Below are 12,393 nucleotides of genomic sequence, written 5' to 3'. Positions count from 1 at the left end.
GTGGAAGCGCCGATCGACCTATATCGGCTGGGGCAGTTTGTGGCAGTCACCGACCACGGGAATCTCTCGGCGGCCGCCGACTACCTTCATCTGACTCAGCAGGCGTTGAGCACGGCGATGCGCCGATTCGAGCGTGCGCTCGGCGTGGGTCTGTTCGAGCGCAGCGGCCGCCGACTCACACTCACGGCGGCGGGCCGGAAACTCCGCGAGGGCGCGCCGTTGTTGCTGTCGGCCGCAACCGCCCTCACCGATGCGACGCGGCAGGTCGCGGCCGGAAGCCGGCCGCCGTTTGTCGTCGGGCATACGCCCGCGATCACCGCGGAAGAAGCCTTCGCGATTATCGAGCCGCTGCGGAGTGCGCTGCCCGAATTGTCCGTCACGGCACGCCAGATGTTTCCCAACGAAATGCAGCGGGGACTCCTCGACCGCACCATCGACGTCGGGCTTCGTCGCGGCGCCACCACGCCTCCTGATCTCGCGGGAACCGTCATCGGCTATGACGAACTGCGGGTTGCGGTGCGCGCCGGACACCCGCTGGCCGGACAGGCGCGAATCGCCCTGACCGACATTGCGGCTTACCCGCTGGTCGTGTGGGCGCCGCCGACGTTCTCGTTCTACACTGACTTCCTCGTATCGGCTTGTCGCCGAGCAGGTTTCGAACCTGCATTGGTCGTGAACAAAACACAGGGCACTCCGCCGGTCACGGCGGTCGCCGACAACGACTACGTCGCCCTGGTCACCGCACCCAGCGGTGCTGCACTGCAAGGTCGCGTCGAAGTCCGGCCATTGGTCGACCCGCCGCTGGTGCCGGTCCAGGCGCTGTGGCTGCCGCACACCCTGTCAGAACCGCGAAGCGTGCTGCTCGCGCGACGTTCAGCCGGCTGAAGGGGGCAGATCGGCGCGGACGCTGCTTTGGACGTGTACGGGAATGTCATCGGCCCACGGCTGCGCGTCGGCCATGTCGGCGACGTTGACGTAGCCGCGCTCGAACTCACCCGTCGCGGCATCGACGAGCCGGTATTCCTGCCGCTGCTGATGAATTGGCTGCGAGTCGAGAATCACCACCCGCACCTCGCCGGGCTCGAACCCGCAGCGCTCCTGCAACGCCTCGATCAGGCACTCGTTGTGCATATGGCCGTCGCCGAAGTTCCAGCCGAGAACCATCGCGCAGAGATTCTCGCCTTCGCACACGTTGTAGTCGTCTTCGTCATAGCCGGCCAGCGCGCGGTGTACCAGGGTGTAGAGCGCGCGGCCGTGCGTGTTCATGCCCCGGAACGCGAAGGCCAGGTGGATCGGCACCAAGGTTTCTTCTTTGGTCTTGTACAGCCGCTCGAGTTGCAGGTGATACATCGGACCGAGCGCGCGAGCGCCTACCCGGATCTTCTCGTCGGCAGACGGCTTGACACACCACTGGGTGGTGTCCCAGTTACCGGCGTAATACCGCATGGCGGGCAGGAAGGAAACCTTGCGCGGGAACAGGTTTCCGACGACGACGGTTCCGGCGATGATTACGAACAAGAGGACGACTGGCAGCGGGTGGGCGAGGTTCGACAGCCCCAGCGGCGCATGCGCGACGAACAGCCACAGCACCCCGAAGATCATGAACACGTTCCATTCGAGCGGCACACCCATCGGGAAGGCCAGCAGGATGTTCAGGTGGAACACGATCATCACAAATGCGGCGATGGTCGTCGGCCAGCCACCGTGTGAGAAGAGCAGCACGAGCGGGACCAGCCCTTCCACCGCAGTGGAGAAGTGCGCGATGAAACCGGCTAACGCGCTGGGCCGCAGGTCATTTGGATACCGCTTGAACAAAGAGCGCTTGAGGAACCCAGAGGGGATGAACGGGTTGTTCGCCAGCATCGTCGAGATCACGAATGGAAAGTGCTTGTTGAGTTTCGATGTTGCCGCACCCAGCCAGATGACCATGAAGACCACTTTTGCCCCGATGACACCGTCGGCTCCGTAGAACAGGAACGCCAGCGCCAGCGGCGCGTAGACCTCACCGCGAGCGGCCAGGAAGATCACCTTGTCGCGGAGGCCGAGCACGGCCAGCACCAACAGGATTGCGACGGTCTGCCACCGCGGCAGCACGCCGACTTCCGTGCCCAGGGCGGGAATTGGCCCGGTGCCGTCGGACACCAGTGCGATGACGAGCAACGCCAGCAGGGCGCCGTAGAGCAGCGCATCGAACGGGGTTCTGGTGCTGCCGTTGGTCAGGGGGACCCGGTTGGGCCAGGGCGGCAAGCGGATGGTGCCGGGTCGCAGCCAGTACAGAATCGAACCCATGGGCGGAAAGTAGCGGCCCGCCAGCGGTCCGAAGCAGCATCCGAGACCGACGACCTCGAACAGCATTGTGTAGAGCACGGCCTTCTGGAACACGATCGGTTCCGACCACCACGCGGCGACGTTGGTAAAACCGTGGATCCCCTTGGTGGACAGGGCAAATAACCAGGCCCCGAGGATGTACAGGGCGATCTTCAGGCCGTACATCACGTGCATCACCAGCGGAGTGCCGAACCCGTTCTCGGCGATATGACGGGTCATCGGCACAATGCGCTCCGCGCGGGTGCGCTTGCTCCATTCGGCCAGGTCGACGACGGGCAGGTTGGGCTGGATGAACCCCATTGCGGCTCCTTGGACCCCGGTGCCGATCGGTGGTGATGGCGTCAATCGGCAGGGTTGGCACTACGGTCAGGAAGAAAGTACCCCTGCGGGAGACCGAGGTTGAGGCAATCCACACTTTCCGCGCGACCGTGGGTCGGTCCACACTTGTGGGATGAACCTACGTAATTGCACTCCGGCGAGCCGCCGGGCCCAGTTCTCGACGTCACCGCGGCTGGCGTGATGGTGTCCGCCGGTGGCCCTGAGCCCGACCCGCGCCGCCCGTTGAACGGCCTCTCGGACGTTCGCGCGTTCTTTCACACGAATAAGGTGCCGCTGTACTTCATCTCACCGACCCCGTTCAACCTGCTGGGCATCGACCGCTGGGTACGAAACTTCTTCTACCTGACGTACTTTGACTCTTTCGAGGGCATACATTCGCGGGTGTTCGTACCCCGGCGGCGCGACCGCATCGATTTCGATTCGATGGGAGATGTGTGCAACCACCTGCTGCGTGATTCCGAGACACTCGAGTTCATCGCGGGCCGAGGACCCGGTGGCAAGGCCTGCTTCGTGATGCTCGACGAGAAGACCCAGGCCCTCGCGCACGAGGCGGGACTCGAGGTCATGCATCCGCCGGCGGAGCTGCGCCATCGCCTGGGCTCCAAGCTTGTCATGACACGCCTGGCCGACGAGGCGGGCGTGCCGAGCGTGCCGCACGCCATCGGACGCGTCGGCTCCTACGACGAGCTGTCGGCGCTCGCGCAAGGCGCCGGACTGGGCGATGACCTCGTCGTCGTTGCCGCGTACGGCGACGCCGGCAGCGCGGTGTTCTTTGTGCGCGGCCAGCGCGACTGGGACGAGCACGCCGGTGACTTGGTCGGGCAAGACGTCAAAGTGATGAAGCGCATCCGCAACGTCGAGGTATGTCTCGAAGGCACTGTGACGCGGCACGGCACCGTGATCGGTCCCGCGATGACCAGTCTCGTCGGTTACCCGGAGCTGACTCCGCGCAAGGGCGGCTGGTGCGGCAATGACATCTGGCGCGAGGTGCTGCCGCCCGCGCAGACGCGCGCCGCGCGACAGATGGTGGGAAAGCTCGGCGACATCCTTCACCGCGAGGGGTACCGCGGCTACTTCGAGGTGGACCTGTTGCACGACCTGGACTCCGACGAGCTCTATCTCGGCGAGGTGAACCCCCGGCTGAGCGGTGCGAGCCCGATGACGAACTTGACCACCGAGGCCTACGCCGACATGCCGCTGTTTCTGTTCCACCTGCTCGAGTACATGAACGTGGAGTACGAGCTGGACATCGACGAGATCAATGCTCGCTGGGAGCGGGGCTACGGCGAGGACGAGGTCTGGGGTCAGCTGATAATCAGTGAGACGTCGCAAGACGTCGAGCTTTTCACCGCGACACCACGCACCGGCGTGTGGCGCATCGATGACGAGGGCCGTGTCTCCTTTGCGCGCCCCGCCAATGACTGGGCCACCCTGCTCGACGGGTCTGAGGCCTTCTACATGCGTGTCGCGGCGCCGGGCGACTTACGTTGCGAGGGCGCCCAACTCGGCGTACTCGTCACCCGCGGACACCTGCAGACCGACGACTACCAGCTCACCGAGCGCTGCCGGCGCTGGGTGAAAGGCATCAAGGCGAAGTTCGCCTCGACGCCGCTGGGGCCCGCCACACCGATCGTTTCGCGGCTCGTCGCACGAGCGTGAGCAGCGTTCCGGCCGGAATCTCACTGGACAACTGGCTGTCCGCGCCGTATTCGCACTGGTCCTTCCAGCACGTCGCGGACTTTGTGCCTACCGCGGTGATCTCGCGCGGGACCGGGCCCGTCGCAACGTTGCCCGCGGCCAGTGCTGAGCCGGCCGAGGTCCGGGTGACCAGCACCGACGGGGTGGCCACCACCGTCGGCGCGGTGATGACCGCCACCGCTACCGACGGTTGGGCCGTCGCGTACCGCGGTTCGATAGTTGCCGAGGAGTACCTCGACGGCATGCAGGCCCAGACCCGGCATCTGATGTTCTCGGTGAGCAAGTCGCTGGTGGCGGCCGTCGTGGGCGCGCTGCACGGGGCCGGTGAACTCGAGCTTGACGCACCGGTGACGGCATACGTTCCCGCCCTGGCGAATTGCGGCTACGCCGGCGCGACGGTGCGCCACCTGCTGGACATGAGGTCGGGTATCGCCTTCTCAGAAGACTATGGCGACCCGGCCGCGGAGATACACCTTCTCGACCAGTCGATCGGGTGGGCGCCCAAAAGCAGTCCGGACGGCCCCGCCACGTTGCGTGACTTCCTGCTGACCTTGCGGCAGAAGTCATCTCACGGCGGTCCGTTCGAATATCGCTCGTGTGAAACCGATGTGCTCGGCTGGATCTGCGAGGTCGCAGGTGCCCAGCGGATGCCCGAACTGATGTCAGAACTGCTGTGGAGCCGTCTCGGCGCCGAATGCGACGCCACCATCGGCGTAGACACCGAGGGCACCGGACTGTTCGACGGCGGCATCAGCGCCTGTCTGACCGACATGGTCCGGTTCGGATCGCTGTTCTTGTGCGACGGCGCCTCGTTGACCGGCCAGCAAGTGATGCCGTCGGCGTGGATTGCGGACACCCTTGGCGGCGGGCCGGACTCGCGCCGGGCGTTCGCCGCGAGCCCCGACGACACCGAGATGCCCGGCGGGATGTACCGCAACCAAATGTGGTTCCCCTACCCAGGCAGCAATGTCGTTCTGTGCCTAGGCATGTGCGGTCAGATGATCTACGTCAATCGCTCCGCGGAGCTGGTCGCCGCCAAGTTGTCCACCCAGCCGCACTCCCATGAGCCGCACATGTTGGACACGCTGCGCGCGTTCGACGCGGTGGCAAAAGAACTGGCTGGAACCTGATCGTGCCGTTGCTAATCCGGGCGCCTGGGCGGAAATTCAGCCCGAGAGCGGATGGCGTCGCGGTAGGCGTACACCCTATTCGTAATCGTTCCCAGCACCGCGATGGTGCGGCCGGCACGCCCGTATGCGGCGACGAACTCCCATGCGCCGGGATCGCCCTCAACGATCTCGAATGCGTCGTAATCGGTTGGGATACCGAGCATCTGCAGCTTGACGTCGTATTGATCCGACCAGAAATAGGGCACCTCGTCGTACTCCACGGCGCGCTCGGGGCCCGCCAGTAGAGTCCGAGCGGCGGCGGCGCCCTGACGTCCCGCGTCGTCCCAGTGCTCGGTACGCAAGTGCCGTTCATAGAGCGGATGCCACCAACGGGCGACATCACCGGCCGCAACGACAGCGGCATCTCCGGTACCGCCTTCCGCCGCTCCGGTGGCGTCGCAGACCACCCCATCGTCGAGACGCAGCCCCGAGCCGTCGAGCCAGTCGGTGGCAGGGGTTACCCCTAGGCCGACGATGACGAGGTCGGCCGGAATATGCGAATCGTCGGAGAGCCGAACCGCTTCCACCCGCCCGTGTCCGACGAATGTGTCGACGCCAACACCGACCCGGATGTCTACCCCGTGCCGACGATGCAGTTCGGCCCAACGAGCTGCCATCTCCTTGCCCAGTGCGGTGAGCAGTGGGCCCGCGGCCTTTTCGATGAGCACCACATCGAGCCCGAGTGATCGACAGCTCGCGGCGACCTCGGCACCGATGAATCCGCCTCCGACCACGGCTACCCGGGGGCGCGAATCCAGCCGCTCCCGAATCGCCAGGCAGTCGTCGACCGTGCGGAGCATCAAGACCCCGTCGGGAACGGGACCGCCCGGCCATTCGCGCGGGACCGCGCCGCTGGCAATCACCAATCCGTCGAAATCCACTGACAGATCTTGGTTCTCGTCCCGCAAGTGGACGGTGCGGGCGGACATGTCCAACTTGATCGCCGACGCGCCTCTCAGCACGCGCGCCTCGAACTCGAATTGAGGCGCAAGGTCGACACCCGCTCGATGCACCTGTCCGGTGAGCAGTTTCTTCGACAGCGGCGGTCGGTGGTAGGGGGCGTGTCGCTCGGCGCCGACGATGGTCAGCTCACCGTCATAGCCCTCCAGGCGGAGAGTCTCCGCCGCACGTGTGCCCGCCACACCGCCACCGACGACGACAATCTGTCTTAGCTGACGACCGGGCATCGGCTCAGTCCTTCACTGTGATCGCCTGCGTGGGGCAGGACACCTCGGCGCCTATCAATTGTTGTCGCAACTCCGTCGGTGGCTCCTCTTGGAGTAGGTGGAGTCCGTCTTCTCGTACGTCGAACACCTCGTGGCAGATGCTCATGCAGACGCCGTTGCCGTCGCAGGTGTCGAGATCCACCGAAACCTTCATCGCACCGTCGCCCTTTCCATCGACTCGTCGGAACTGGTGCTTTGGGCGCTGTCGGATCCCCGTGCTTGGGACAGCGCTCGCTCACGGGCGGCCTTCGCCACCGGCGAGTAGTTCAGGTAGTCGACCGCCATCTGCGTGGAAGCCTCATCGTTCGGATGATGGCTGGGCCGCAGATATCGGACCGGCGTCGTCACCATGAGCTTCCACGGGCCCGGCAACCGGTACTCGCGGGCGGCCCACAGCCAGTCCCGCCAGCGCCACTTGCGATCGATGGTCGGGTCCTGGGCCATCAGGTAGCGAGCCCCGGCGACCCACCAGCCGATGAACAACGGCGAAGTAAAGAACATCGAGAACGCCCTGATCCAGTAGTTGCCGCTGACGTGCTGGAAGACGTCGAACACCAACGAACGATGCTCGACCTCCTCGGCGCCGTGCCAGCGCAGCAGGTCGAGCATCATGGGGTCGGCCTTCGCGTAGTCCAGGCCCCGGTTCGTCAGCACCCACTGGCCCAACATCGCGGTGTAATGTTCCAGCGCGGCCACATCGGCCAGACGTCGATACAGCCACCAACGCTTCATCGCCGGCGGAAACCACTTGGGCGCATCACCTAGCGTCCGGGACAACAGTTTCCCGAGTCGATCGGTGTACGGCTTGGTTTCGATGCCCTGTTCGGCCAAATGGTCCAGTACCACCTGGTGCGCCCAGGCGTGCCACGACTCCTGCTGGATGAACGGCTTGATCGCCGCCTCCAGCTCGGGGTCATCGACCAGGGACGACGCCTCCAAAACGGCTTTGATGAAGTGCCGCTCGCCCTCGGGTAGCAACAGATGCAGGACATTGATCATGTGTGTCGAGAACGGGTCGTCGGGCACCCAGTGCAGCGGCGTCTCCGACCAGTCGAAGCGCACCATCCGGCGATACTTCGGGTGTCCCTCGTGATGAAGTTCGACTTCTGGCATCAGAAGCTCCTCTCGCCGACCGATTCGGCTCGCTCTTCGTTCAGTTCGTCTTCAAAGAAGCGGTCGACCCAACGGGAGAAGCCAGGGCAGGTCCGCAATGGGCAGCCAGTCGCCGCTTGGACCGTTCCACCTCGCCGTCTACCCACCCGGGCGAGGGGTTATGCCTACCGGTGGTCGCGAATTTCTGAAAAGTTTTTGACCGCTTCGAGGCCGTGGAAGTCTCGCGGCAGTTCTCCACTTCTGAGACGCGTGTTGCGACAGCGCCCTTGCCCTCGCCCGCAGGGTATGCGACGAGGGCTTCAAGGCCGAATCAACCGATGTGGAATGCAATGATGGTTCGTTGACAAATCTCATTGGCAGGATGCTTGGGCATGACCTCGCTGCGAAGGAGTCGGCCGTCCTCGGATCGGCCGTCGGCTGAGCAGATTGATGCTGTACTGCGCGCGTCTCGGGCACTGGTGGGCATCGCGGCAGTGTCGATCGCTGAGACCGACGACGCCATTACCATGCCCCAATTTCGGGTCCTGGTCATGCTCCACACCCGCGGACCGATGAACCTCGCCGCTGTGGCCGCAGGGTTGGACGTCAATCCGTCCAACGCGAGCCGCACATGTGAACGGCTTTCGAAAGCCGGGCTTCTCGACCGTAAGGAGTTACCAAAAGATCGCCGGAACGTGACGCTGACGCTCACCGACGCGGGTCGCCGTCTGGTCGACAACGTGACCAGGCACCGGCGGGTGGCGATCGAGCGGGTGCTGCGCAAGATGTCGGCGGCCGAGCGCGACCGGCTAGCCAAAGCACTGAGTGCGTTTGCGGCGGCAGCGGGTGAGCCATCTGACGACAACGTGCTCTCTATCGGTTGGCATTTGCCAAAGTGAAGGCCCTATTTATTGCGTAAGCGCAATTATTGCGCGTAGTATGATTTTTCCAGCCCATTGATCGTCGATTTGCACCGGTCTGACACCCGTCAGCGCGCGGAGATGCAGCAGGAAGGAATTCGATGAGCTCTGTCAGCGTGAGCCGTCCGGGCCTGATGCGGGCGGTGTTCCGAGCGCCCACCCGGCTATACGCCGCGGGTTTTGGCTGGCTTCTACGAGATCGCTTCCTGTGTTTGACGCACACCGGCCGCAAGTCCGGGCGCCGATATCGCACGGTGCTCGAGGTCGTCGGAACAAAGCCAATAGCGGGCGAGTTCGTGGTCATTGCCGGATTAGGACCGTCATCGGATTGGTACCGGAACATCGCAGCCAATCCTGCCGTCGAGGTAGTCGTCGGTCGTCACCGCTTCGTGCCGCAGCACCGCGTGCTTGACCAAGCCGAAGCCGTGGAGGTGCTCGCGGGCTACGAACGACGCAACCGGTGGATCCTGCCGATCGTGCATGTCCTCCTGAGCAGGCTGGTCGGGTGGCGCTACGACGGCAGTCAGGAGGCACGAGAACGGTTAGTGAGCCAACTGCCGATGGTGGCCTTCCGCCGACGAATTTGAGGCCAGCCCGCCGGCAGGTTGAGGAGATGTCACGCCCGACCCACGTTGACGGCACGATCCTGATGGCCGGTGTTTTATCGAAACTTCCTCTGCCACAGGGAATCCGGTCATCTCGCGGATGTAACCTGCCAGTCGATCGCTCCCTTCGAGCCACCCGACGAGGTCTCTCGGTTGACCGTGGCCGCCGGTTTGGCCGTGTTAATGTGTTTGCTTGTCCCACTGTTGATGCCAGCGCTCCAGTAGAGCCGGGATCTCCTCCAGAAGGAATGCGTAGAAGTCGCGCATCTGGGTGAGCCGTTGGTTGGCAGGGTTTTTCTTGTCGATGGCCGCGATGGCCGCATTCGCGGCGTCCTGCATCGCTGAGATCACGATGTTCTGATTGGTGAACAGCGTCGCCCAGGCGTCATCGCGCAGTCGATAGTGATCGCGGCGACTGCCCGGTGCGGGCGCCCGCTCTACCAAGCCGACGGAAGTGAGCATTTTGATTGCACCCGAGATTGCGCCCGCGCTAGCTTGCAGGCGCTCGGCCAGCTCGCCGGCCGTCATCGTCGGCTGTTCGGTGAATATCAGCGCGGCCAAGACACGGGCCGTCATCCGCTGCAGGCCATGACGGATCAATACCACGGCAAGTTGTTCGGCGGCATCTTGATTTTTTGCGTCTGGCAATGCGTTCTCCCAACATGCTTCACTCATTCCTGAAACTTCAGTATATTGATCGACGGTGCTCCGGGAAGTCTGGTCGGACCTTGCTACCGCGCCCGCGGTGACAGGGCAGATCGGTATGGGAGCAACTGATGGATATTGCCGATGCCATCCCGGCCGCACGCGCGACGGACGAAGTCATCCACGTTGACGGGCTCACGTTCACCTATCCGAAGGCGGTCGAGCCGGCGGTGCAGGGCATGGACTTCGCGGTCGCCCGCGGGGAAATCTTCGGGTTTTTAGGTCCCAGCGGTGCTGGCAAGTCCACGACCCAGAAAGTCCTGATCGGTCTGCTGCGCGGGCACGGTGGGCGGGCGTCGGTATGGGGCAAGGATCCCCTGGACTGGGGACCGGATTACTACCAGCGCATCGGGGTCTCGTTCGAGCTGCCGAACCATTATCAGAAACTCTCGGGGCTGGAGAATTTGCGCTTCTTTGCCTCGCTCTACGATGTCGACACGCTCGATCCGATGGAGCTGCTCGACGCCGTCGGGCTGACTCGCGACGCCAATGTGCGAGTTGGCAAGTATTCCAAGGGAATGCAGATGCGGCTCACGTTCGCGCGCGCACTGCTCAACGATCCCGAGCTGCTGTTTCTTGACGAGCCCACGTCCGGGCTGGACCCGGTGAATGCCCGCAAGGTCAAGAATATGGTGTTCGACTTAAAAGCCCGTGGACGCACTATCTTTCTGACTACGCATGACATGTCGACCGCGGACGAGCTGTGCGATCGGGTGGCGTTCGTCGTCGACGGCCGGATCGTCGCGCTGGACACACCCGCCGAGCTGAAGATCGCGCGCAGTCAGCGGCTGGTGCGGGTGGAATATCGCGCTCACGGCGGCGCGCTGCAGGGCATCGAGTTTCCGATGGACGGCCTGGCCGACGATCCGGCGTTTCACGCAGTGCTGCGCGGCTACCACGTGGAGACCATCCATAGCAGGGAAGCGACGCTCGACGACGTGTTCGTCGAGATCACCGGACGGCAGTTGACGTGAGGCGGCTGGTAAGTGCGTGTCGGCTTGAGCTGATGTTGCAGGTCAGGCAGCGGTTCGTGCACGCGGCGGTGTTTTCCGGGCTGATGTGGCTAGCGGTACTGCTGCCGTTGTCGCGCAGGCTGCGTCCGGTGGTCGAACCGTACATCTTGCTCGGTGACATTTGCATCATCGGGTTCTTCTTCATCGCGGGCACGGTGTTCTTCGAGAAGCAGGAACGCACGCTGGGCGCGGTCATCTCAACGCCGTTGCGTTTCTGGCAGTACTTGACTGCGAAATTGACTCTGCTAGTGGTGATTTCACTGGTGGTTGCCGTGGTCGTCCCGATGCTCAGCCAAGGTTTGGGCTTCAAAGTGCTGCCGCTCGTGATCGCGACCGTGCTCGGTACGCTGCTGATGCTGCTGGTGGGATTCACCACGTCCCTGCCGTTCGCCTCGATCAGCGATTGGTTTCTGGCGGCGACGATCCCCCTTGCGATACTGACTGTTCCGCCAGTCGTGGATTACTCCGGCCTATGGTCGAACGTGGTCAGCTATTTGATTCCCACGCAGGGCCCAATGTTGTTGTTCGGCGATGCATTTCACCAGATCGCACTCGCGCCATGGCAGGTCCTGTATTCGGTGGTGTATCCGGCGTTGTGCGTGGTGGGACTGTGGTGGGCGGCCAAAGCCATGTTCGTGCGCTACGTCGTCGCGCAGTCCGGAGGCATGTGATGGCGATCAACGTGCGGGCGCTGGCAGCCTTGGGGCGCAACGACCTTCGCGGCACCTATCGTGACCCGTTGCTGGTCATGATCGTGCTCGCGCCGGTCATCTGGACCACCGCGGTCGCGGTCCTCACTCCGCGGTTCACCCAGATGCTGCGCGAGCGCCACCACGTCGACCTGGCCGCCTACTACCCGTTGGTGCTTACGGCGTTCCTCCTGTTGACGAGCATCATTATCGTCGGCGGGCTGGCGGCGTTCCTAGTTCTCGACGAGGTCGATGCCGGCACTTTGACCGCGTTGCGTGTGACACCAGTCCCGCTGGCCACGTTCTTTGCGTATCGCGCAGGCACGGTAGGCCGGCGATCAGCATACCGATTCCACGGACCATGGCCAGGCCCTGAATCTTGTTGCTCGCTAAGGCAAGGATGAGCAGCAGCGTCACCACCGCCGACAACCCGGCGAGCAGCCCGATCGGAATCAGCGTTGGGACCAGCCCTGGCCTTAGGATGCCGCTGAAGGACATCGTCGCGATGACGTATGCGGTGGTGACCACAATGACCGTGCCTGCGCGATACGCAAAGAACGTGGCCAGCGGGACTGGTGTCACACGCAACGCGGTCAAAGTGCCGGCATC

Annotated in this window: 13 protein-coding genes and 1 pseudogene; 9 read left to right on the top strand and 5 right to left on the bottom strand. The window is 63.9% G+C overall.

What is annotated here, in order from left to right; genetic code table 11:
• On the top strand, window positions 1-885 hold the full coding sequence (locus tag A5791_RS02155) for a LysR family transcriptional regulator (protein ID WP_067230275.1): 885 nt from the start codon (window positions 1-3) through the stop codon (window positions 883-885).
• Here the strand turns inward: A5791_RS02155 and A5791_RS02150 are convergent.
• Window positions 874-2,628 (bottom strand): DUF3556 domain-containing protein, encoded by a 1,755-nt coding sequence (locus A5791_RS02150; RefSeq protein WP_067230272.1) that lies wholly within the window; start codon window positions 2,626-2,628, stop codon window positions 874-876. The genes A5791_RS02155 and A5791_RS02150 overlap by 12 nt on opposite strands.
• A gap of 219 nt (window positions 2,629-2,847) precedes the next feature.
• On the opposite strand from A5791_RS02150, the gene A5791_RS02145 reads away from it, so the two are divergent.
• Window positions 2,848-4,326 (top strand): biotin carboxylase, encoded by a 1,479-nt coding sequence (locus A5791_RS02145; RefSeq protein WP_067230278.1) that lies wholly within the window; start codon window positions 2,848-2,850, stop codon window positions 4,324-4,326.
• Complete coding sequence (locus A5791_RS02140) at window positions 4,323-5,495, top strand: serine hydrolase domain-containing protein (RefSeq protein WP_067230269.1); 1,173 nt, start codon at window positions 4,323-4,325, stop codon at window positions 5,493-5,495. Before A5791_RS02145 ends, A5791_RS02140 begins: the two co-directional genes overlap by 4 nt.
• Window positions 5,496-5,506: 11 nt before the next feature.
• On the opposite strand, the gene A5791_RS02135 is transcribed toward A5791_RS02140, so the two are convergent.
• From A5791_RS02135 to A5791_RS02125, 3 genes are read right to left on the bottom strand one after another with little or no spacing between them, the layout of a single operon-like run.
• The gene (locus A5791_RS02135; protein WP_067230266.1) at window positions 5,507-6,721 is read right to left on the bottom strand and encodes an NAD(P)/FAD-dependent oxidoreductase; all 1,215 of its coding nucleotides are present in this window, start codon (window positions 6,719-6,721) and stop codon (window positions 5,507-5,509) included.
• A 4-nt stretch (window positions 6,722-6,725) separates the two neighbouring features.
• Window positions 6,726-6,914, bottom strand: coding sequence for a ferredoxin (locus A5791_RS02130; protein ID WP_067230262.1), 189 nt, complete (start codon window positions 6,912-6,914; stop codon window positions 6,726-6,728).
• Window positions 6,911-7,873 (bottom strand): metal-dependent hydrolase, encoded by a 963-nt coding sequence (locus tag A5791_RS02125; protein WP_067230259.1) that lies wholly within the window; start codon window positions 7,871-7,873, stop codon window positions 6,911-6,913. The genes A5791_RS02130 and A5791_RS02125 overlap by 4 nt, the downstream gene beginning before the upstream one ends.
• A gap of 371 nt (window positions 7,874-8,244) precedes the next feature.
• Here A5791_RS02125 and A5791_RS02120 point away from each other — a divergent pair, with 371 nt between their 5' ends.
• Window positions 8,245-8,751: a MarR family winged helix-turn-helix transcriptional regulator gene (locus A5791_RS02120; protein WP_067230255.1), complete on the top strand. Its 507-nt coding sequence runs from the start codon at window positions 8,245-8,247 to the stop codon at window positions 8,749-8,751.
• Window positions 8,752-8,873: 122 nt separating this feature from the next.
• Window positions 8,874-9,359 carry a nitroreductase family deazaflavin-dependent oxidoreductase gene (locus A5791_RS02115; protein ID WP_067230252.1) on the top strand — a complete coding sequence of 162 codons (486 nt, stop codon included), beginning with the start codon at window positions 8,874-8,876 and terminating at the stop codon, window positions 9,357-9,359.
• Between the two features lie 198 nt (window positions 9,360-9,557).
• Here A5791_RS02115 and A5791_RS02110 read toward each other — a convergent pair whose 3' ends face one another.
• Complete coding sequence (locus A5791_RS02110) at window positions 9,558-10,052, bottom strand: GbsR/MarR family transcriptional regulator (protein WP_067230248.1); 495 nt, start codon at window positions 10,050-10,052, stop codon at window positions 9,558-9,560.
• A 101-nt stretch (window positions 10,053-10,153) separates the two neighbouring features.
• Between A5791_RS02110 and A5791_RS02105 the strand changes: the two genes are divergently transcribed.
• The 4 genes and pseudogenes from A5791_RS02105 to A5791_RS27605 all read left to right on the top strand — a co-directional run.
• Window positions 10,154-11,056 (top strand): ABC transporter ATP-binding protein, encoded by a 903-nt coding sequence (locus A5791_RS02105; protein WP_067230244.1) that lies wholly within the window; start codon window positions 10,154-10,156, stop codon window positions 11,054-11,056.
• A complete protein-coding gene (locus tag A5791_RS02100; protein WP_067230241.1) occupies window positions 11,053-11,766 on the top strand; it encodes a fluoroquinolone transporter permease in 714 nt (237 codons plus the stop codon). Before A5791_RS02105 ends, A5791_RS02100 begins: the two co-directional genes overlap by 4 nt.
• Window positions 11,766-12,113: pseudogene (locus tag A5791_RS02095) on the top strand (ABC transporter permease); the annotation flags it as partial. The gene A5791_RS02100 and the pseudogene A5791_RS02095, both read left to right, overlap by 1 nt.
• A gap of 71 nt (window positions 12,114-12,184) precedes the next feature.
• Window positions 12,185-12,393: hypothetical protein (locus A5791_RS27605; protein WP_369828008.1), on the top strand; the 209-nt coding region annotated here is incomplete at its 3' end.

Source organism: Mycobacterium sp. 852002-51163_SCH5372311 (assembly GCF_001667115.1).
Lineage (GTDB): Bacteria > Actinomycetota > Actinomycetes > Mycobacteriales > Mycobacteriaceae > Mycobacterium.
This window is presented reverse-complemented; position numbering and strand designations above follow the sequence as displayed.

What these genes read in the sequence shown, in the direction of transcription:
- A5791_RS02145 (WP_067230278.1), top strand. Translation starts at nt 2,848, where the DNA reads ATGGTGTCCGCCGGTGGCCCTGAGCCCGACCCGCGCCGCCCGTTGAAC.
- A5791_RS02105 (WP_067230244.1), top strand. Translation starts at nt 10,154, where the DNA reads ATGGATATTGCCGATGCCATCCCGGCCGCACGCGCGACGGACGAAGTC.
- A5791_RS02120 (WP_067230255.1), top strand. Translation starts at nt 8,245, where the DNA reads ATGACCTCGCTGCGAAGGAGTCGGCCGTCCTCGGATCGGCCGTCGGCT.
- A5791_RS02115 (WP_067230252.1), top strand. Translation starts at nt 8,874, where the DNA reads ATGAGCTCTGTCAGCGTGAGCCGTCCGGGCCTGATGCGGGCGGTGTTC.
- A5791_RS02110 (WP_067230248.1), bottom strand. Translation starts at nt 10,052, where the DNA reads ATGAGTGAAGCATGTTGGGAGAACGCATTGCCAGACGCAAAAAATCAA.
- A5791_RS02135 (WP_067230266.1), bottom strand. Translation starts at nt 6,721, where the DNA reads ATGCCCGGTCGTCAGCTAAGACAGATTGTCGTCGTCGGTGGCGGTGTG.
- A5791_RS02150 (WP_067230272.1), bottom strand. Translation starts at nt 2,628, where the DNA reads ATGGGGTTCATCCAGCCCAACCTGCCCGTCGTCGACCTGGCCGAATGG.
- A5791_RS02130 (WP_067230262.1), bottom strand. Translation starts at nt 6,914, where the DNA reads ATGAAGGTTTCGGTGGATCTCGACACCTGCGACGGCAACGGCGTCTGC.
- A5791_RS02125 (WP_067230259.1), bottom strand. Translation starts at nt 7,873, where the DNA reads ATGCCAGAAGTCGAACTTCATCACGAGGGACACCCGAAGTATCGCCGG.